Here is a 20,659-nt window from a genome sequence, read left to right as displayed (position 1 = left end):
AAAGAATGAAGTTATATCAATAATATTGTTACAATAAAAATAAAAGGCCTCTAAAATCAATTTAGAGGCCTTTATTATTGCTGGGGGTATTCAAATGTTTAATTATAATTCAGTTAAGAATTTCATGGTATCTACACCGTCGGCATAGTCCCATAATTGGGGATACTGGGCATCTCCTAAAGGTTTATAATCTACTGCTAGTTGCTTGTTGCTAACTACACATTGAATTTTATCTTTTTGCCGATTTAGTATTTCTGAAAGGTCAGTGTCACTTGAATAATGTTCATAGAAGAGTACAGAAATAGGAGAGACCATGTTAAAATCTTCTTTTAATAGGAGAAATCCATTATCTAGATGTTTAACACCATTGACTAAATAGATGGATTTATTATAGTCATAGTTGTTCGAATACTTGTGGTTATAAGTAATCGATTGATATTTGTTCATAGCTTCAAAAAATGAATTGAAGTTATAATCTGTTGGAACCAACAGTTTGGATACATTTCTGCAGCCTAATCCAAAATAGCTAAATATATCATCTGAAAGTTTCTGTAGTTCCTCTGTACTTTCATTGCCATCCAGAACAGCAGTTGAAGTTCGGTTTTTTCTTATGATATTAGGATATTTTGAAAAATAATACTCAAAATACCTACTGGTGTTGTCACTTCCGGTAGCAATGATAGCATCAATCTCTTTAAGTTGATCTTTTATGATTATTTTATCATTCAGTCTATTGTCAATTGAATTAAGCTCATTGATGATATGGGTCATTAAGAATGTATCCTGTGAACTTATTTTAGTGACAGCTATATTACCACTAATAACAACGGCAAGTAGATCATGAAAGCCCACAAGGGGGATGTTACCGGCCATTACAATACCTATTTTTTTGTTTTGCTCTTTTAATTCATATTGGCTAACCCATTTAGCAAGTTGATCTTCCTGTAGGTAATTAATGATATTGTTGAGAGCAAGTCTTACATTGTCTTCAGTAAACCATGGGTTTTGTGATTTGGCCCTAATGAAGAACTCTTCATCAGGATTTCCTTGAGTAATATTTTTAAGCTTATTTCCTAGTTCGGCGAAAGCAGAAATTCGTTCTGTGATGTTCATATATAATCAAATAACCTTTGTAGCTTGTTTCTGTTTGAAAGCAGATAGATACTTTATATTTTTGCAAAGATTCGAATTTTAAGATTTAAATGGAATAAATAGTTTGTGTAATGGCTATAATGATAACTGACGAATGTATCAACTGTGGTGCATGCGAGCCTGAATGTCCTAACACAGCCATCTATGAAGGTGGTTTAGAGTGGGACTGGGCAGGAGGAACAACCCTTACTGAAGTAGAAATGGAAGACGGGACGGTGCTAGATGCTAAAGAGCCTCAAGAACCGGTTTCTGATGAGTTCTACTACATTGTTTCGGGTAAGTGTACTGAGTGTACAGGATTTCATGAAGAGCCTCAGTGTGCGGCTGTATGCCCTGTAGACTGCTGTGTTCCTGATCCGGATTATGAAGAGGATGAGGAAGAGTTGGTAGCCAAGAAAGAATGGCTTCATGATGAATAGGCAATAAAGCTTATTTCATTTTGGCTCTTTTAATAAGATAGGCATTCAAAATGTCGTTGAAGTCACCAGAAATATCGGCTTCAATAAAATCTATTTTTAATTGCCCACATCTAAGCTTCAGTTCGTGATAGTATTTTTGGATATCTTCAACATATTTATCCTTTACTTGACCGGGTTGAAGCTTTAATTTTTCTCCTGACTCCAGATCTATAAATTCATAAGGTCGATCTTCGAAATTAAAAGAATACTCTGTCTGCTTATCGGTGACATGAAAGAGTAAAACTTCATGCTTATTATGTTTCAGGTGTTGAAGGCCTTTAAATATGTCCTCTAGTTCGTCTGGGTTATCGAACATGTCACTGAAAATGATAATCAAGGACCTCTTATGATTTTTTTCTGCTACCTCATGTAGTACAGAGGCTACACTTGTGCTTTTGTTTTTATCCGTATCGTTGAATAGCTGTTCTAATAAGGTCATCAGTTTTCTAAGATGAGAACTGGTGGAGCTAATAGGGGTGGTAAGCTCTACCTTATTTGAAAATGTAGTAATACCAACGGCATCTCTTTGTTTCTGGAGTAAATGAGAAATAGCTGCAGCGCAAAGGATACTGAATTTTATCTTGCCCTTAGACTCCGTAGGGTAGTGCATGGAAGAAGAGTTGTCTAAAACCAACTGACACCTTAAGTTGGTCTCTTCTTCAAAGGTTTTTGTATATAATCGGTCTGTTTTAGCATATACTTTCCAATCGATATGTCTGGTGCTTTCTCCTGAGTTGTATAAATGGTGTTCTGCAAACTCTACAGAGAAGCCATGGTAGGGAGATTTATGTAAACCAGTGATAAATCCATCTACTAATTGACGTGCAAGAAAATCAATTTGACCAGTATTTTTAACCTTATCTAGGTCCAATTTCATATGCTAAATAGTTTTTTTGCCATAAATCTACCGAAAGAGTGTATCGGGAACACATAATAATGCAAAATGTTTTATAATTAATAATGATACGCTTGCATTGAACGCAATTAATATACTATATTTAAAACGGATTTATGTAAAGTCTAAGCAAAAAACTAAAAACTAAACTACTAGGATTGTGGAAGAGAATAATACCAACGAAAGAGAAGAAATATTTTCAGAACGAGTGCGTGCAGGTAAGAGGACATATTTCTTTGATGTAAAAGCCACGCGTTCGAATGATTACTACCTAACTATTACGGAAAGTAAGAGAAGGTATAAAGATGATGGGTTTACGTACGAAAAACATAAGATCTTTTTGTATAAGGAAGACTTCAATAAGTTTGTTGACGCTTTAAACAATACTGTAAACCATGTAAAAGAAGAGTTATTGCCTGACGTAGACTTTAGTCAGTTTGATAGACAAATGGGAGACGGACAGGAAGTAGAAGATAGCTCAGAGATCGATACAGAACTTAGATGGGATTAACACTTTAATGATTTGATAAACAAAGCCCTTGAGATAATCAAGGGCTTTTTTATTATCTTTGATTTTATGCTCGGAAAAACGCTAACATATATTTTAATTGCCGTACTGGTATTTGTCTTGCTTAGTTGGCTGTTTATAGATATTGTTATCTATGTGGCCATTGCCATAGTGGTGAGTAGCATTCTTAGGCCGTTAACACAGTACATTGCTAACACTCAAATATACAATTTCAGAGTGCCCAGATTAGTGGCTGTGATTTTATCCTATTGTGTATTGATTGGTTTTTTTACGGCTTTCGTCATTCTATTCATTCCTTTAATATCAGAGCAAATTGAGGTGATTTCTGGCCTTGATTATAGAAGTCTATACCTGAAATTGAGTTTGCCTCTTAAAAACTTTGAAAATTTCCTTATTAACAATAATCTTACTACTCAGCCAGAAGGCTTTATTGTAGATAAGCTCCGTAGTAATATAGTAGAGCTGATCTCCAATGCTCAGTTTGGTAATATTTTGAATAATGTTATTTCGGTTACCGGGCAAATTTTAGTGGGAATTCTGGCGGTAAGTTTTATCTCTTTCTTTTTCTTGTACGAAATGGGATCTATGAGAAGGAAGTTAATCAGCTTTATTCCTAATCGTTATTTTGAAGTGACCATTGCTGCTTATAATAAAATTGAGCGATTGTTATCTAATTATCTGATTGGCTTATTGTTTCAGATTTTTTCCGTTTTCACTATCGCTTCCCTTGGCTTAAGCATACTAGGTATTAAATATGCCCTTACTATTGCTTTGTTTGCAGCTGTGGCTAATCTTATTCCTTACCTGGGACCTTTGCTTGGGGCCTGTTTTGGTGTCATAGTAGGAGTATCTACTGGTTTAGATTTATTTACTACTAATAGCTATCTGTTGTTGATTATTAAAATAGGATCTGTATTTGCCACCGTACAAATTGTAGATAATATTTTACTTCAACCTTTGATTTTTTCTAAAAGTGTAAAAGCGCACCCTTTGGAAATATTTATAATTATATTTGCAGGCGCTTCTTTAGCGGGTATACCAGGAATGATTGCTGCGATACCTGTTTATACGGTTTTTAGAGTATTTGTAAGCGAACTGTATATAGGTTATAGAAGTTATAGTGTATTTAAATTACAGAAAAAATAATTTTTCATGGCTCTTAAATGTGGAATAGTAGGATTGCCAAATGTGGGCAAATCAACTCTTTTTAATGCAATTTCAAACAATAAGGCAGAGGCTGCTAACTTTCCTTTTTGTACAATAGAACCTAATGTAGGGGTAATTACGGTGCCTGATGACAGGTTAAGTGTTTTGGAGGAACTTGTGAATCCTCAAAGAGTAATTCCTACTACAATGGAATTTGTAGATATTGCCGGACTGGTAAAAGGGGCAAGTAAAGGTGAAGGACTGGGAAATCAGTTTTTAGCTAATATCAGAGAGGTAGATGCTATTGCCCACGTGGTAAGATGCTTTGAAGATGATAATATTGTCCATGTAGATGGAAAGGTGGATCCGCTTGCAGATAAGGAAGTAATAGATGCAGAACTTCAGCTGAAGGATTTGGAATCTGTGGATAAGAAGATCTTAAGAGTGGAGAAGATTGCTAAAAGTGGTGATGCCAAATCTAAGAAAGATCTTGAAGTACTGAAGAAATATAAAAATCACTTAGAGTCAGGGCAGAATGCCAGGAGCTTAGATATGGATCCTGAGGATAAAAAATCTGTGGCTGATTTACAGTTGCTTACCGCTAAACCAGTAATATATGTGGCCAACGTTGAAGAGACAGCATTGCCTAATGGTAATTCACACTCTGATACATTAAAAGAAATGGCTGCTAGTGAGAATGCTGAGGTAGTAGTAGTATCAGCTTCTATCGAGGCTCAGATAGCTGAGCTTGAGGATCCTGATGAGAGAGCTATGTTTTTGGAAGAATATGGCCTGACAGAGTCTGGTTTGAATAAGCTTATTAAAGCCGCTTACAGCTTATTAGATCTAATTACCTACTTTACTGCGGGAGTACAAGAAGTGCGAGCCTGGACCATTAAAAAAGGTTGGAAAGCGCCGCAAGCTGCAGGGGTGATCCATACAGATTTCGAAAAGGGATTTATTAAAGCAGAAGTGATAAAATTAGATAGCTACCAAACCTATAAGACCGAAGTAGCTTGTAAAGAAGCCGGAAAGATAGCCATAGAAGGAAAAGAGTATGTGGTAGCTGATGGTGATATCATGCATTTTAGGTTTAACGTGTAGCCTGTAATTCATAAAAAGGTAATTTTGAGAAGAAATTACCTTTATTATTGACATTATTGAAGAATTATTAGTGTCTTCATGAAATAAAATTCGGTTGAATTTTCAGATTAATTTTTTAAACATTATTTTTATTAAAATATTTTTTTAATATTTATTGTTCGGCCCAGGATTTAGTTGGTAAGTGCATAATTGCGGATTTTTTTTGAAATAATAATTTAAAAAGAAACAGGCGGCCTTAATTTTTTGTCTATAATTAATTCAAGTTGAGAGTTAGAATTATTTTTCTTTTAAAGAATAGGGGGAGCCACGTCCCTTTTCATCACCAGTATCTTCTTGCTCAGATGATCAAGGGAATACTTATGAAAGGTGGTGATGAAAAGCTTATACAATACTCATTTTATAACTTTTCTGGCCTTAAGGGGCAGACAAAGGTGAGCAGGAAAGGGCTTCATTTTTATTCCTCTCGTGTAACCTTGGTTCTATCCAGTCCTAATAAGCAATTTATTGACTATTTCCTTATGAACTTATTTGAGTTCAACCAGGTAGAATTGGGGGGGCTGTATCTGCAACCTGAGAGCGTAGAGTTAGAAGAAGGCGTAGAGCTTTCTGATTCTATGAAATTTATATGTATATCACCTTTAGTGATATTAAACTCATCGTTCAACGATAACTCATCTAAAAGGTTTATTTCTCCTGAATCTGATAACTTCTCAGATTTACTCTATGAGTCTACTATGTCTAGAATGCAGGAGGCACAACTTTATACTGAAGAACAGCTTTCCAGCTTTTATAAGTTTCAGTTAGTGCCAGATAAAGCATATTTAGCAAGACTTACTTCTGCTCAGAAGAAATTTGCCAGAATATACCCTGTGTATGATCAGGATGTAAAGTATGAAGTGAGGGGGTATACCTTTCCTTTTACCTTATATGCTGCTAAGGAAGTACAGGAATTCGTATTCAACTGTGGTATGGGTAGATTTACGCACAAAGGCTTTGGTATGCTCGATGTGGCTAACTCTAACCCTAACAACAGGGTGCTGAAGTACGAATTTCAGACGCTTAGTCAACAGGATTCATAGTATAACTGGCATAGCCTATAAGTATTTCTGATCTCATTGACGGAGGCTTATAATACACTAATATTTCGTAGTTATTTTCTGTTTCAAAATGATTTCCTTCCAGATAGTTAGGGGTTAACTCCTTGCTCTTAACTAAATATTGGAAATTATAATGTCCCTGTTTTAAGATCATATCGCAGGTGTACATGTTATTGGAGGCATTATACTTTAAAGGAGTGTCAAGTTCCCAGTTATTCATGTTGCCAACAAGGTACACGTCGCCTTCTATTTGTTCTGCCTGAAGGTAGAAGTAAACGGTGAGGTAATCAGATTGTGTAGGGCCATTGCCTGTGTCAGTGTTAGAAATGAAGAAATTACCATTAAGATCATCATATTGGGTGTAAGGCTGATAAATTCTTGGCTTGTCTACCATTAACTGAGCAGAAGTTGGTCTGGTTTGAAAATTGGTTCGCTGTACATTTTGCCCCGGATATCGGATAGATTGCATGTCAAAAAAGCGAAATTCATTACCAGCGTAAAAACTATTTTCATTATTGAAATATTTATAATCTAATTCCGAGCTATGTTCCTTAATCATGCTGGGTTTTAGATCTGTAATTGCGTTATCCCAGCGCTGGTTTTGTCTTATTACCACCTGAATGTCTCCGGGATTTTGAATAGGATAGTTTTCGTAATTTATGGTGAAGTCTAATTGTTGTCTACTTCTATCCATAGAGGTCATGCCTTTTAGGTTGCTGGTTAGTGCTATGCCTACATTATTAGCATATATCATGAATCGATGAGATAATATTATATCTGATTCGTCCGTTCCTCTGTAAACTACAAGTAAATAGTTACCGGGTATTTTTACATTGGGTACTCTAAAGGTGTAGTGTACATAAGCAATTTTGGTGTCTACCGAAAGCTTATAATTATTGATATTGAATTCATTAAAGTCGTATAAATAGTCAATCGCCTTGAGTTTGGAAGGGCTCCAGTCTCTATCACAATGAATTATTTTAACTCTATAGCTTTCTTCAGCTTCTACCAGGTCATCAAATTCTAAAGTGAGGTTGTTTCTACCTAAAAGTGCAGTGGCGGGGTTGGTGGTATTGTTACCAGAGTATAATTGTACGGTTCTGGTTTCAAATTCGTACGTGGCGTTTTTATATAAAAGTTTCTTATTTTGACTGAATATTGAGGTGTAACTGGCAAATAAGAGTAAAAAAAAATATATATATAGTTCTAAAATTCATATGCTTTTTGAAATATTTTTATCTTTACGCTAAGATAGCAATTACAACCTATTCAAATAAAGCTGTGTCTTATTAAACAAAGCCTTTGGACTTTTATTGTTAAATGATATCAGAAAATGATCTTGTAGAGGGGTGTCGGAAGGGAGACAGAGCGTCTCAGCGACAGTTATATGATCTTTATTCAAAGAAGATGATGACTGTGGCTATGAGGTACTCTAAGTTTGATCAGGAAGCTGAAGATATCATACAAGAAGCGTTTATTAAGATATTTGATAAAATATCCACTTTTAGAGGTGAAAGCCGTCTCGATTTTTGGATTAAAAGAATTGTGGTGAATACAGCTTTAAATCATCAACGAAGCAAATTGTATCTGTTTCCTATGACAGATATCAATGATGTCACATTTACTGAAGACAGTGACTTCTCATTATCCGATTTCAATTTCAAAGAATTACTCAAGATGATTCAGAGATTACCTGCTGGTTGCCAGACGGTATTTAATCTTTATGCTATTGAGGGCTATACTCATAAAGAGATAGCAGAGGAGTTGAATATTAGTGAGGGAACATCAAAATCTCAATATTCAAGAGCCAGAGCTTTATTACAAGAGCAGTTTAAAAAGGAGGAAAAACTAAGCTATGGACAAGCAAAATAGATCAAACTTTGAAGATCAATGGCAGCAGGCTTTTGAAGATGCTGAATTGGACGTGTCCAACCATGTTTGGGAAAGGATAGAGCTGGATCTTGCTAATGCTAATAATAGTAAAATGAAACGGCGATTGCTGTTTTTTCAATTGCTAGCTGCTGCTTCTGTTGTATTTGCTCTTACTATTTCCGGTATTTATTCATATCAATGGTATTCCAATAAAAATGCTGGTTTGTCAGTGGAAGAGTCAGGCATAGCTATGACTGATGCTGAACAGACGAATGGACTAGGTACTGAAAATGATAAAAGTAATGGTTCGATTTCTGACTCTGAAATGACTAATAGTGATCCTGATAATTTAAAGAGCAATCATACTTCATCTTCTATAAATGAAACAGAAGAAGCAGCTGCTACTGGATCTGAAATGGCTAATCAGTCACATGGAGTAAAAGAAAATAGCAATAAAAATAAAGCTCTTGAAGAATCTAAAGAGGGTATTTCTGACGTAAATCTGCTTGCAGACAATGAGAGAAATTCATCTGCCGATATGGCGAGTGAAAGTGAACTTGCTGAGGTTATTTCTGATAATTTGGATAGTTACACCAATAATACTAGAGTAGCGGAAAATAGCAACTCAAATGAAATAACTGATGGCATAGGAAATAATGCTGCTCAATATTCGTATAAAGAAAAAGGATCGAAGTCTCATTCGTTGGCTGAAAATAGAGGAGAAGGCATAGCATCTCAAAATAATGCTCTCTCTGGAACTACAACAAATAGCAGTGTAGCCATGAATGATAACAATGAAACAAATAATCAATATAGAGATGAAGTAAATAATGCTTCATCACCATCTCAGATAGAAGTATTAGCGGCTCAAGACAATGTGTTATTGGCTGATTTAGATAAGCGCTTTGAATACCTAAAAGCAGATTCTTTAATGGATAGAGAAATGCAAATGGTGCCGTGGTATGCTTACGTTCCTACACAAAAGGAAGAAGCCAGTTCTAATGATACTTGGGCAGGAGTTGGTTTTTCTGCAGGCAGGTTCGATCCTAATATAGGAGGCGGAACCAATAGCACTCTGGCTAATATGGATTTTGAAGGTAGTAGCCTGGCCATGAGAAGAAATCCTACATTTTCTGAAGAGACAGTAGGGCAGAGCGTTAATGTGGGAGTAAGTGTAGGTACTCAATTAGCGAAGAGATGGGTGGTGCAAGGTGGTCTGAGCTATTTGCAACAGCAAGCTTCTAGTGCTTCTAATGTGGTTTCAAACAACACTACTACCACAGGAAGAACCGCCTCTAAAACAGTAACTTCATTTAACAGTATAGGAAATAACGGTGCTACAAATGATGAGGTGAGCATAGAGTTTACCAGACCTTATGAAATAGTGAATACTTATCAGCTGGTGAGTGTGCCACTACAGGCTGGTTACATTGTGCTAGATAAGAAATTTAACATCACTATATTATCAGGGGTGGCTAATAACATTTTAATTAGAAATACTTTCGATGGGTCTGATGGTGATGTGGAAGATTTGACTGTAAGCGCAGGAAGCGAGTCTCCATATAGAACTTATCAGGTGAGCGGTTTGCTAGGCTCAGAGTTTAGCTATGAGATGGGAGGACATTACATTTTGTCATTTTTACCTCAATTAAGGCAGGCGCTAACATCGGTTACTAAATCAGACTCTGATTTTGACAGTAGGCCTACAATTCTAGAAGTCGGTTTTAGATTTAAATATATTTTTTAAACACTCTTCCAACCCTTTTGAACTAAGGAGAGTCTAATAGATAACTAACAGCAATATTTTTTAACAAGACTAATTATGCGAAGGACAATTATAAGAAGTCTATTTAGGGCGATTTATGTACAAGTATTATTTTTAATAGGAATGATTATACTGGTGGGGGTTATGCTCTAGCATTTCACCTCATTTTGCAATAGATCGAAAAAAAGGAGGAATAGGTTCGAAATTCGAACCTATTCCTCTAGCATATCAATTTCCATTGCTTTTTCTTCCCACTGTTCATTAAGTCCATCAAGAATTGATTTTTTAGACTCATATTTGGTGTTAGCCTCTAAAAGCTTATCTGGGTTTCCATATACGTCTGGTTCAGCCATATGAGTTTCCAGTTCATTAATTTCTTTCTCCAGCTTTTCCATTTCCTGTTCTATACGGCTCAGTTCTTTTTGAAGTGCCTGTAGCTTTCTTTGATCTTCATCAGTATGTTTTTTAGGCTGAGGCTTTTCTTTCTTCTCTGCCTTTGGCTTAGGTGCAGCAGCAGTTGCTTCTACAGGATTTTGCTCTCTCCAGTATAAATATTCCTGATATGTGCCTGGATACACTTTTATTTCATGGTTTTCTATATACCAAATTTTATTGGCTACCTGATTTACGAAGTGTCTGTTGTGAGAAACAGTGATAAATGTACCTTGATATTGCTGTAAGGCTTGTATTAAAATGTTCTCTGACTGAAAATCTAAGTGGTTGGTAGGCTCATCAAGTAATAAGAAGTTGGCTTCGGAGATAAGTGTTTTGGCTAATGCTACCCTTGATTTTTCTCCTCCAGAGAGTACTTTGATTTTCTTAAATACATCTTCATCAGTAAATAGGAAGCAACCGAGAACTTGCCTTAATTGTAGTTCTGTTTTCTCTGTGCCGGCTTGCTTTAGTTCCTCCAGAATGTCATTGTTTACGTGCAATGATTCCAGCTGATGCTGAGCGTAAAAGCCTTTAAGTACATTATAGCCTTCTTCTCTTTTACCGTAAACAGCTTCTGATCCATCTATAATTCTTAATACGGTAGACTTACCCTTTCCATTGGCTCCAATAAGCGCAATTTTATCACCCCGCTCTATATGTGCCGAGGTATTTTCTAATATTTTTAGATCTCCGTATGATTTGCTTATATCGTCAAGGCGAATTACATGTCTGCCAGATTTTTGTTTGAACTCAAATTTGAAATTCACCACCGCGTTAGTATCAATAACATCTTCCACCTTATCCATACGGTTAAGTGCTTTCACGCGAGATTGTACCTGTTTGGCTTTAGTGGCTTTAGCTCGGAACTTCTCAATAAAGCGTTCGGTTTGCTTTATTTTCTGTTGCTGATTTTCAAAAGCATTTTTTTGAATTTCGCTTCTCAGCTCTTTTTCTTCCAGGTAGAAGTCATAATCTCCTTCGTAAACAGTGAGCTGTTGCTGGGTCACTTCTACTACCTTGTTGATGGTGTTGTTGAGGAACTGCCTATCGTGAGAAACTACTATAACGGCTCCTTCATAATTTCTAAGGTAGTTTTCTACCCATTCTATAGAAGGTAAATCCAAGTGGTTAGTAGGCTCATCCAGCATGAGTAAGGATGGTTTTTCTAATAGTAACTTAGCCAGCATCACCCTCATGCGCCATCCTCCTGAAAATTCTTTAAGAGGCCTTTGTAAATCCTGCGTGTTAAAGCCGATACCTTCTAATATCTCTTCAGCCTTAGCCTGCATGCTATAACCTTCCAACCTTTCAAACTTTTCCTGTTGCTTGGTGAGCTTTTCTACCAAATCATCAGAGTAGTCTGTTTCCAGCTTTTTCAGAATACTATCAATGGCTTTTTGGGTTTGTACGGCTTCTTCAAAAGCCTCCATGGCCACAGAAAGTATACTATCTTCGGTTTGGTAAGAGAGAAGATCCTGATTTAAAAAGCCAATGGTGCAGTCATTACTTTTGCTGATATCTCCGCCATCGGGCTGATAGTTTCCATTTAGCAGTCGTAATAAAGTGGACTTGCCTGCTCCGTTTAGACCAATAAGTCCTATTTTGTCTTTTGGCTTGATGTGAAGTGAGGCTTCCTCGTAGAGAGCTCTGCCTCCGATGAAATAAGAAAGGTTGTTTATTGATAACATGCTACAAAGTTATCTGTTGATCAATAGATAATAAAACCTAATAGTATTATAGTTTTACATTTTGCTCAGAAATTTTAATTCTAATAGAATTCATTATGAAAAAGTCGTTTTTAATTTTGTTGGTATTTGCAGTGGCTATTGGTTGTAGTAGCTCTTCTGAAACTAAAGATGAGGATACTGACAATGTTGATAGTAGCGCGGTTGCTACTGAAAAGGAAGCCCCTAAAGAAGGGTTGGATAGAATTAATCTACCTGCTGGTTTTAAAATAGAAGTATTTGCCGAGGTGGAAAACGCACGATCATTGGCTTTAAGCCCTTCAGGAGTAGTATATGTGGGCAATAGGGCTGAAAATAAAGTATATGCGCTAAAGGATGAAGATGGTGATGGTAAAGCAGAGAAAAAATATGTGTTGGCCGATAGCTTGAATAGTCCTAACGGTGTGGCCTTTAAAGATGGTGATTTATACATAGCCGAAATAAGCAGAATATTGAAGCTTTCTGATATAGAAACACAGCTTGAAAATCCTCCTGCCTATGAAGTAATTAATGATAATTATCCTACTGAAGGGCATCATGGCTGGAAATACATCGCTTTTGGGCCTGATGGTAAATTATATGTGCCAGTAGGTGCGCCTTGTAATATTTGTGAAAGTGAAGATGAGATTTTTGCTACTATTACCAGAATGAACCCTGATGGTACTGGCAGAGAAATAGTGGCGAAAGGGATAAGAAATACAGTAGGGTTTGATTGGAAGCCTGATACTAAAGAGCTGTGGTTTACAGATAATGGAAGGGATATGATGGGAGATAATTTTCCTCCGGGAGAGTTAAATAGAATTACTGAAAAAGGGCAACACTTTGGCTACCCTTATTGCCATGGCGGTGAAATAGCTGATCCTGAGTTTGGAGGGAAGTTTCCTTGTTCTGACTTTGTACCTCCAGTCTGGAAGTTTGAAGCGCATACAGCCAATTTAGGGTTTACTTTTTATACCGGAGATATGTTTCCTGAAGAATATAAAGGCGATATTATAGTGGCTCAGCATGGTTCCTGGAATCGCTCTAAAAAGATAGGATATAGATTGATGCACGTTTCTATTGAAGGAAATCGAGCTACCGAAGCCAAGGTTTTTGCTGATGGCTGGCTAAATGATAAAACACAATCTAACTGGGGCAGACCCGTAGATGTAATTCAACTGAAAGATGGTTCTATTTTAGTGTCTGATGACTTTGGTAATAATGTTTATCGAATTTACTACGAAGGATAATCTGTAATAAATTGAATGGAGAAACAGCCCTTGAAGTTACGCACTTCAAGGGCTGTTTTTTTTAATAATTAGATTGAGGCATCGGGTCAGAAAGTGTTTTCATAAAGGCGATAATCGCTTGTTGCTCCTGATCAGATAGATGAAGGGAATCTTCTGGAAGCGTCTGATGCTCGAGTTTAAAACCCATGCCAATTCCACCCCCGACATTATAAAAATCCATTACTTGTTCCAGGCTATCATACACACCATTATGCATGTAAGGCGCTGTGTAGGCAATGTTTCTGATGGTAGGCGTTTTAAAAAAGTGTTTACGCTCCTCTGTTTTGAATATTTCATATCTACCCAGGTCTGTGTCTAATGTTTTATTAGAAGCTGTTTTGGGCGTTCCTAAGGCTTCCATTTCAGATTCTCGGAAGTCTGGTGGTACTGTGCCGTTAAAGAGAGGAGGGAAGTGGCAGGTAGCGCACGCGGCTTTGCCCATGAAAAGATTGAAGCCCAGCATTTCTTCCTTGGTTAAGGAGGCTTCTTCTCCGCGCATGTTTCTATCAAACTTAGAGTTGAAAGGAGCCAGGCTGCGGATGTAGGTGGCTATGGCATGCCTTATGTTGTTTTGAGTAATGCCATTTTTATATATGGAGGAAAATTGCTCTTTATATTGAGGATCTGATTTTACTTTTTTCTCTAAGGCAGCCAAGTCAGAGTGGAATTCATCTTTATTATTGACCACATCAGAAATTTGACCTTCGATGTTACCTGTGCGATTATCATAAAAAAAGGCCTTTTGTAAACCCGCATAGTAGAGTGTGGGCGTATTTCTTTTGACGGGCTTTCTGTGGATGCCTAACCCTGTTTTTTCACCATCAGTAAAAGCGAGTGATGCTTTGTGGCAGCTGGCACAGCTAAGAGAATTGTTGTCGGAGAGGTTTGTGTCGTAAAAAAGCATTTTTCCCAATGCACTGATAGAATCTTTTTCTTCAGGCACCGCGTGATCAGCAAAGTAAGCTATACTGAAGGTCTTGTCGCTGAAAAGGCCCGGCGCGTCGTTATTGATAGCCAAGGAAAAAGGGAAATTGGTATTCCAGTCTTTGCAGGTTTTGTTCCAAAGGTGAAGTTGGTATTCAGTATGTTGCTTTATAAATTGAAACCTATCAAAAGTGTTAAAATCACCATCGGAAAGCATGGCTACAGTGTTGCTGATTTCTTTTTTCCACTCTTCAAAAAGGCTCTTGTCATGGAAATGGTCTTTAAAAAAGGCCAGATAATTATTTAGGCTGTTGTAGACTATTTGTGCTTCATCCATTGATTGGGATAATGCAGGAGAATCAAATCCTGTAATGCCTAGTGTAGCTGTCCGAATGATTGAGTTTCTTAAAAGCCACAAGAAATGATAGTCTTTGTAGGTAGATAGATCGGTATTATTTTTAATAAGTGTGAGTCGATTAGCAAGAAAATCAACCACTTGATGAATATGCTCTTTGTCTATATTACTGTCAGTAAATATATTTTCTTCCAGAACCTGAAAGCTTTTCGGTGTTATTTTCTTAATATCAGTAAGGTCTTCTTCTTCTACTTTTAATAGGTTAGGGCCATTTAAAGTTTTATAGTTTTCCATTTCAATGAAGCCAAGAATCGGTTCTGCTTTCTTGAAGTACTTCTTGGCTATAAGGAAGTTTTCTTTAATAGCTGTTTCATTTTCTGAATTTTTTAAAGCCTTTAAAAAGTGTATGGTAGAATCCAGTTGAAGAACGTATGTCTGTTCTACTGCTTCAAAATCTTTTAAATCGTTGCTGTTTTCACTTGGTTGAGTGTTACAGCTTATAAAGAGAGAAAAGAGGCCTGCTATTAAGCAAGCCTCTTTGGTGAGTTTCAATAGATATGTCATTTTTTACCTTTCCAGACCTACTATTTTGAATAGAACGCTACCTTCTTTGCGTGATCCATTTAGATTTTGTACTGCGGTAGGATCAGTAAAAGGCAATCCGTTAGCTCTTTCCCAACCGTGGTTTTGGGTCATAATCAGGAAGGTGTTTTCTCCGTTATTTACTTCATCGGTTATGTCAATCATACCTGTAAGTTCCCAGATAGATGAGGTGTTTCCGTAACCTAAAGAGGCGGCTGTAACCTGATCGCATTCCAGAACTACTTTTAATTCGCCTGTATTGATGTTATATTGATATAGGTATGGATAATGATTGGCGGCCTCTTTTATTCCTTGTATGCCGTTAGGATCTTCCTGGATGTAAACATAGTTTTCTGTTGTAAGAATGTTATCCGGGCTATGGAATGCAGCCGCTACAGCATTAGGATCGGTAATACCTTTGTCACCATCTAGCACACATGTGATGGTACCTGCAGCCGTAGGATCAGTATCATTCAATACTAATTTGTATACACGTCCTGTTCTGCTTCCCTTGCCTATAAGGTCTGGTTTGTCTCTTCCTGTTACTGCAAAATATACTTCTCTTTCATTAGCGGCAGATCCTTTTCTCCAGTCTATATCTTCTAATCTGGAGAAGCCCATTACACCTTTATTTTTGGCTTCAGTATCTAATAGATCTAATCCTTTTTGTTCCAGTTCTACGAATTCAATATTATATTCCTGACCTTCTTCCATATCCATTTCGTATTCCACTTCACTGTCAGTAACCTTCAATCCATACAGTTTACCTCCTGCTAAATCTCCTCTGTTACCTACATACATACCTAATTGACCTGAAGGAACAGAGTTATTACTTTCATCATCTCCAATGAGAACTACAGTTTTATCGGCATAAGCATCTTTTCCAAGAACTACTGCATTTTCTGTGTTCCATTGCCCCAGGGCAGTCAATATCCAAGCGGCACTGGCATCTGAAGTTCTCTTGTAAGGATCAGTAGCAAATACCCCTTGAGAGTTGCCATCCCACTCACCGCCAGATAGGTAAAGCGGTCCGAAGCCATGAGTCGCAGGCATTACCAGATTGCCTGAACATTGGGCTGTGCCGCCAGTAGCAGTGCTGTTAAGGATGTATTCTCCAATAACGGGTTTAAGATCACTATTAAGCAATATTCTGGCTATAGAATAATCGGCTTCTATGTTATTAATTAAGGTGAAGGTACCATCATTTTCAGCAATTAAGCCAGCGCCATCGGCCATGCTACCGTAAACAAAACTCGGAGAGCTGGGAAGCGTATCTTCAGAACTTAATACTACACTCAGTTCTATGTCGCTGAAATCTTCCCAAACTTTTAAAATACTAGCAGGGGTGTGGGAGCTTTCTAAAGGGGTAAGTTCATCTACATTAGAATAAATAATAGTAGTGTCATTATTCATCACTATAGTAGTGTCGTTGTTGATGACTTCGGTCACTTCCGTTATTTCATCTTTGCAGTTTGAAAGTGCACCCAGGCAAGCGAGAGTTCCCAAAGCCAGGTAATAGTTTTTTAGTTTCATAGGTAAGTTGATTTTATAATTATAATGCAAATCAACTAAATATCTTTTGTCCTATGTTTATGTGAAAAAATACATTAGGTTAAGAAAAAAACCTCATATTAATCAATTGATAATATGAGGTTTAATATTTGTTTATAATGATTTAAAGAAATGTTAACATTAAGTCATAATTTCTACTTTATTGCTCTGAAACCCAATTTTTGAAGATTCTTTCCTGTAAATCTGTTTTCTCAGTCAATTCTTCAATAGTGTATTCTACAGCACCATTATCTTTCTTTTTAGAAGTAAGCTCTAAGCCGGCATAGCCTAAGTATTTATCATAGTCTAGCGGTTGAGTAGTGTAGATGTAGCTGAAAAACTCATCCAGATTAGTCTCAGCATACTTTTCGCAGGTTTTTCTAAGTTCTTCTTCAGTAAAGCCTCTCTTTTTCCCTTTGTAATATGTGTTATACAAGTCTCTCATCACGTCATCAAGGGAGTTTCTGTTATTGGTTTCATGTCTGATTTTGAAATCTAGTAGTAAACCTAAAATCGGCCCTTTTTGATAATATGAAATACCGCGATCTTCCTCTTCTGCCGTTTGCCCGAAGGGGCCATCTCGCCAGGTTTCATAACTGGCCTCAGCTATGGACTGATAAGTTTTTCCCGGATCATTTTCATAGGCATTGATGTTTCCTTCAAAAGCTTTAAAGAGTTGCTCTTTAGAGCATAATTCCGCTCTTTTTACCACCATATATTCATAATAAACAGAAAGGCCTTCAGAGACCCACAGCATTTTGGTTCTGTTAACATCGCTATAGTCAAATGGTCCTAGCTCTATGGGTCTGATACGTTTCACATTGAAATTATGAAAATACTCATGAGCCAGGAAGAAGAGCGTCTGAAGCCTTGCATTAGGATCAGAAAGGCTGTTGCCAGAAAAGCTCACTGATGTAGAGTTAAGGTGCTCAATGCCGCCTCTGCCCGGGCCAATGCCTATAAAAGTGTATTGCTCGTAAGGAATATCACCTATAAGATCTGTACTTGTCTTGATGATCTTCTTTAAATCATCCATTAGACCTTGCTCATCAAAGTCTCCCATGTTATACCCCGAGAAATAGTGAGGAATACCGTCTAATTTAAAGTCAGGCAGGCTGTGTAATTTACCTACCAGTATAGGGCTGTCATAAAGCACATCATAATTATCAGCTATGAATACATCTTTATTGTCTCCCTGACTTAGTCCTGTAGCTATATCAGGCCAATAGTCCGGGTGATTGATCTTAATGCTAATAGCTGATTCTATTCTGTTTTCAGGATAAAGGAAAACTCCGCCGGGTAAAATATAGCCTCTGCTGCTACCCAGATATGGTTCGGCTACAAATTCTTTGGTGGCCACCACATCGTAGCTTATTACTATTTCTTTGGCTTTACCTGTAGCCAGGAGCCATGTGTTTTTATCCTTTTTTGTAAAATCAATAGTATTACCGTCAGCGGAAGCGTTGAAATTTTTTACATTACCAGGGAAATCCAAAATTTGGTAATAGCCGGGTGTCCAAACCGGCATTTTAAGCTCCAGCTGATCTTCTTTTACATGTGAGCAAATCATTTCTACATGAAAAGTGTGCGAAGCGGGATCAGCCATAGATACGGTGAAATGTATCTGAGGCTTAGTTCCTGCATGGCTATAGAAGATAAGTAATGTGAGAGATAAGGCTAATAATAAGAGTTTTTTCATTTTAGAACTTTAATTACGATTAATATCTGCGTATTTGACTACATCTTCTTCTGTAATGACGGCTGCTGACATGATGATTAATCTTTCTACCACATTTCTAAGCTCACGGATGTTGCCCGTCCAAGCATGAGATTGAAGCAGAGTGATAGCCTCAGCGCTGATTTCTTTAGGCTTAGAGCCATATTCTGCGGCTATGTCATTTAAGAATTTGTCAACCAAAAGCGGAATATCGTCTTTTCGGTCTCTAAGTGCAGGTACTTTTATAAGAATTACACTTAATCGGTGATAAAGGTCCTCTCTGAATTTATTTTCGGTAATCTCAGCTTTGAGGTCTTTATTGGTGGCCGCTACTATTCTTACGTTTACTTTTATTTCTTTATCTCCACCTACACGGGTGATTTTGTTCTCTTGCAAAGCTCGTAGTACTTTGGCCTGAGCCGAAAGACTCATGTCACCTATTTCATCTAAAAACAGGGTGCCTCCGTTAGCTTGTTCAAACTTGCCTATGCGCTGCTTTACTGCTGAGGTAAAAGCGCCCTTCTCATGTCCAAAAAGCTCACTCTCAATAAGTTCTGAGGGTATGGCCGCGCAGTTTACCTCTACTAATGGCCCTTTAGATCTACCGCTTTTCTCATGTAACCATTTGGCAACAAGTTCTTTACCTGTTCCGTTTTCACCAGTTACCAGTACACGAGCTTCTGTAGGAGCTACTTTTTCTATGGTTTCTTTTACCTGTGATATGGCATCTGATTCACCTACTATATCAAAGGTTTTAGATATTTTCTTTTTGAGTACCTTGGTTTCGTTTACCAAAGTAGATTTATCGAGCGCATTTCTTAGAGTAACTAAAAGGCGATTAAGATCTGGCGGCTTTTGGATAAAGTCATAGGCACCTTTTTTAGTAGCTTCTACGGCCGTTTCAATGGTGCCGTGCGCGCTGATCATAATAAAAGGAGTTTCTATTCCTTGCTCAGCTGCTTTTTCTAATACCTCTATGCCGTCCATTTTAGGCATTTTGATATCGCATAAGGCAGCATCAAATTTATCTTTGCTCAGTTTTTTTAATCCTTCTTCACCGTTTTTGGCTTCATCTACATCATAGTTTTCATACTCTAAAATTTCCTTTAGTGTATTTCTGATGCTTTGCTCATCATCAATGATTAATATTTTAGGCATAATGAGTTGGTTAAAATTAACAATGCCACCATTTCACATAATAATAGAAATGATGGCATTGCTAAAATAAGAAAAAAATATAAGCCTATAAGCCGGGTTCTGTCCCTGAAAGCTCAGGGCCTTATCATTTATCTAGCCGCAGCATTGCTGCTACGATCTATCGATCTACCCGTTACATCTCTGTAAAAGAGCCAGACGGGCCGCCTGACTGCCCGAGGGCATATGCAACTTATTTGATCTTTCAGCTCGTAAGGTTTACCGTGCCCCCGCAGTCGCCATTGGGGCGGTGAGCTCTTACCTCGCCTTTTCACCTTTTCCCTGTTTGCACAGGGTAGTTTGTTTTCTGTGGCACTGTCTGTACTTTTCCTAAGAAAAGCCCTTCCCGTTAGGAAGTACGATGCCCTATGCTGCCCGGACTTTCCTCTTCAAGTGAATGAAGCGATAAGGCGGCTTACATTTGTTGCAAAAGTAAGTACAAATAAATTAATAGTAGAGTTTTTTCTATAAAGTACTGTTTTAGTGGATGTCTTCTCCGGTGAGTTTAAACTCGTATTCATCAGCTACGTTGGCTACTTCCTGAATAATTTCTTTCAAGATTTCTTCTGTGGCACTGTCCACAAAACTGGCGGCTTCTACATGGATATATTCATCGGAAATGACAAAGCGCGAGTGATTAAGGTTCGCATTTTCTTCCAATAGTCCTTTTAAGTTCATTTTAGCTTCATATAGACAAACTTTAGAAATGAATTCTATGCTCAGCTGGTCGAACCGGGGGCTGTATTTTAACTTGCCAAGGACCGTTTGGAAGCGGTCATCAGCAAGTGGAACTATAATGATGGAAGTTTTGCTGTCATATTCTGAATATTCCCCACCTATCTCATCAGCATAAGTTTGCATAAACGCGTTTAAATCCATATTCAAATATTA

The 20,659-nt window shown here is 37.4% G+C and carries 17 protein-coding genes and 1 other RNA gene; 8 read left to right on the top strand and 10 right to left on the bottom strand.

Annotation, left to right across the window (positions count from 1 at the left end):
- Window positions 1-102: 102 nt before the first annotated feature.
- On the bottom strand, window positions 103-1,113 hold the full coding sequence (locus tag LVD15_RS25615) for an acyl-CoA reductase (RefSeq protein ID WP_233778029.1): 1,011 nt from the start codon (window positions 1,111-1,113) through the stop codon (window positions 103-105).
- 110 nt (window positions 1,114-1,223) lie between these two features.
- Between LVD15_RS25615 and LVD15_RS25610 the strand changes: the two genes are divergently transcribed.
- Window positions 1,224-1,571: a 4Fe-4S binding protein gene (locus tag LVD15_RS25610; protein ID WP_233778028.1), complete on the top strand. Its 348-nt coding sequence runs from the start codon at window positions 1,224-1,226 to the stop codon at window positions 1,569-1,571.
- Window positions 1,572-1,581: 10 nt separating this feature from the next.
- Here the strand turns inward: LVD15_RS25610 and LVD15_RS25605 are convergent, their stop codons facing one another.
- Window positions 1,582-2,487 carry a DUF58 domain-containing protein gene (locus tag LVD15_RS25605; protein WP_233778027.1) on the bottom strand — a complete coding sequence of 302 codons (906 nt, stop codon included), beginning with the start codon at window positions 2,485-2,487 and terminating at the stop codon, window positions 1,582-1,584.
- Window positions 2,488-2,665: 178 nt separating this feature from the next.
- Between LVD15_RS25605 and LVD15_RS25600 the strand changes: the two genes are divergently transcribed.
- From LVD15_RS25600 to cas6, 4 genes are all read left to right on the top strand, one after another.
- Window positions 2,666-3,016: a DUF3276 family protein gene (locus tag LVD15_RS25600; RefSeq protein WP_233778026.1), complete on the top strand. Its 351-nt coding sequence runs from the start codon at window positions 2,666-2,668 to the stop codon at window positions 3,014-3,016.
- 12 nt (window positions 3,017-3,028) lie between these two features.
- Window positions 3,029-4,180: an AI-2E family transporter gene (locus LVD15_RS25595; protein ID WP_233778025.1), complete on the top strand. Its 1,152-nt coding sequence runs from the start codon at window positions 3,029-3,031 to the stop codon at window positions 4,178-4,180.
- Window positions 4,181-4,186: 6 nt separating this feature from the next.
- A complete protein-coding gene (gene ychF / locus LVD15_RS25590) occupies window positions 4,187-5,284 on the top strand; it encodes a redox-regulated ATPase YchF (protein WP_233778024.1) in 1,098 nt (365 codons plus the stop codon).
- A 263-nt stretch (window positions 5,285-5,547) separates the two neighbouring features.
- On the top strand, window positions 5,548-6,363 hold the full coding sequence (gene cas6, locus LVD15_RS25585; RefSeq protein ID WP_233778023.1) for a CRISPR-associated endoribonuclease Cas6: 816 nt from the start codon (window positions 5,548-5,550) through the stop codon (window positions 6,361-6,363).
- On the opposite strand, the gene LVD15_RS25580 is transcribed toward cas6, so the two are convergent.
- A complete protein-coding gene (locus LVD15_RS25580; RefSeq protein WP_233781010.1) occupies window positions 6,344-7,540 on the bottom strand; it encodes a type IX secretion system plug protein in 1,197 nt (398 codons plus the stop codon). The genes cas6 and LVD15_RS25580 overlap by 20 nt on opposite strands.
- 161 nt (window positions 7,541-7,701) lie before the next feature.
- On the opposite strand from LVD15_RS25580, the gene LVD15_RS25575 reads away from it, so the two are divergent.
- Window positions 7,702-8,253, top strand: a complete 552-nt coding sequence (locus LVD15_RS25575) for an RNA polymerase sigma factor (protein ID WP_233778022.1) — start codon at window positions 7,702-7,704, stop codon at window positions 8,251-8,253.
- Window positions 8,237-10,000 carry a hypothetical protein gene (locus LVD15_RS25570; RefSeq protein ID WP_233778021.1) on the top strand — a complete coding sequence of 588 codons (1,764 nt, stop codon included), beginning with the start codon at window positions 8,237-8,239 and terminating at the stop codon, window positions 9,998-10,000. Before LVD15_RS25575 ends, LVD15_RS25570 begins: the two co-directional genes overlap by 17 nt.
- A gap of 230 nt (window positions 10,001-10,230) precedes the next feature.
- On the opposite strand, the gene LVD15_RS25565 is transcribed toward LVD15_RS25570, so the two are convergent.
- Complete coding sequence (locus LVD15_RS25565) at window positions 10,231-12,141, bottom strand: ABC-F family ATP-binding cassette domain-containing protein (RefSeq protein WP_233778020.1); 1,911 nt, start codon at window positions 12,139-12,141, stop codon at window positions 10,231-10,233.
- A 95-nt stretch (window positions 12,142-12,236) separates the two neighbouring features.
- Between LVD15_RS25565 and LVD15_RS25560 the strand changes: the two genes are divergently transcribed.
- Complete coding sequence (locus LVD15_RS25560; protein ID WP_233778019.1) at window positions 12,237-13,406, top strand: PQQ-dependent sugar dehydrogenase; 1,170 nt, start codon at window positions 12,237-12,239, stop codon at window positions 13,404-13,406.
- A gap of 61 nt (window positions 13,407-13,467) precedes the next feature.
- Here the strand turns inward: LVD15_RS25560 and LVD15_RS25555 are convergent, their stop codons facing one another.
- The 6 genes from LVD15_RS25555 to LVD15_RS25530 form a co-directional block, all read right to left on the bottom strand.
- On the bottom strand, window positions 13,468-15,288 hold the full coding sequence (locus LVD15_RS25555) for a cytochrome-c peroxidase (RefSeq protein WP_233778018.1): 1,821 nt from the start codon (window positions 15,286-15,288) through the stop codon (window positions 13,468-13,470).
- Between the two features lie 3 nt (window positions 15,289-15,291).
- Window positions 15,292-16,839 (bottom strand): alkaline phosphatase PhoX, encoded by a 1,548-nt coding sequence (locus LVD15_RS25550; RefSeq protein ID WP_233778017.1) that lies wholly within the window; start codon window positions 16,837-16,839, stop codon window positions 15,292-15,294.
- 178 nt (window positions 16,840-17,017) lie between these two features.
- Window positions 17,018-18,556, bottom strand: a complete 1,539-nt coding sequence (locus LVD15_RS25545; RefSeq protein ID WP_233778016.1) for a M61 family metallopeptidase — start codon at window positions 18,554-18,556, stop codon at window positions 17,018-17,020.
- A gap of 9 nt (window positions 18,557-18,565) precedes the next feature.
- Window positions 18,566-19,732 (bottom strand): sigma-54-dependent transcriptional regulator, encoded by a 1,167-nt coding sequence (locus LVD15_RS25540; protein ID WP_233778015.1) that lies wholly within the window; start codon window positions 19,730-19,732, stop codon window positions 18,566-18,568.
- Window positions 19,733-19,804: 72 nt separating this feature from the next.
- An RNA gene (gene rnpB, locus LVD15_RS25535) (RNase P RNA component class A) lies at window positions 19,805-20,190 on the bottom strand.
- A 58-nt stretch (window positions 20,191-20,248) separates the two neighbouring features.
- On the bottom strand, window positions 20,249-20,647 hold the full coding sequence (locus tag LVD15_RS25530; RefSeq protein WP_233778014.1) for a hypothetical protein: 399 nt from the start codon (window positions 20,645-20,647) through the stop codon (window positions 20,249-20,251).
- Between the last annotated feature and the right edge of the window lie 12 nt (window positions 20,648-20,659).

Source organism: Fulvivirga maritima, assembly GCF_021389955.1.
GTDB lineage: Bacteria > Bacteroidota > Bacteroidia > Cytophagales > Cyclobacteriaceae > Fulvivirga > Fulvivirga maritima.
Note: the sequence above shows the minus strand (reverse complement) of the source record. Positions and strands in the feature narration are given on the sequence as shown.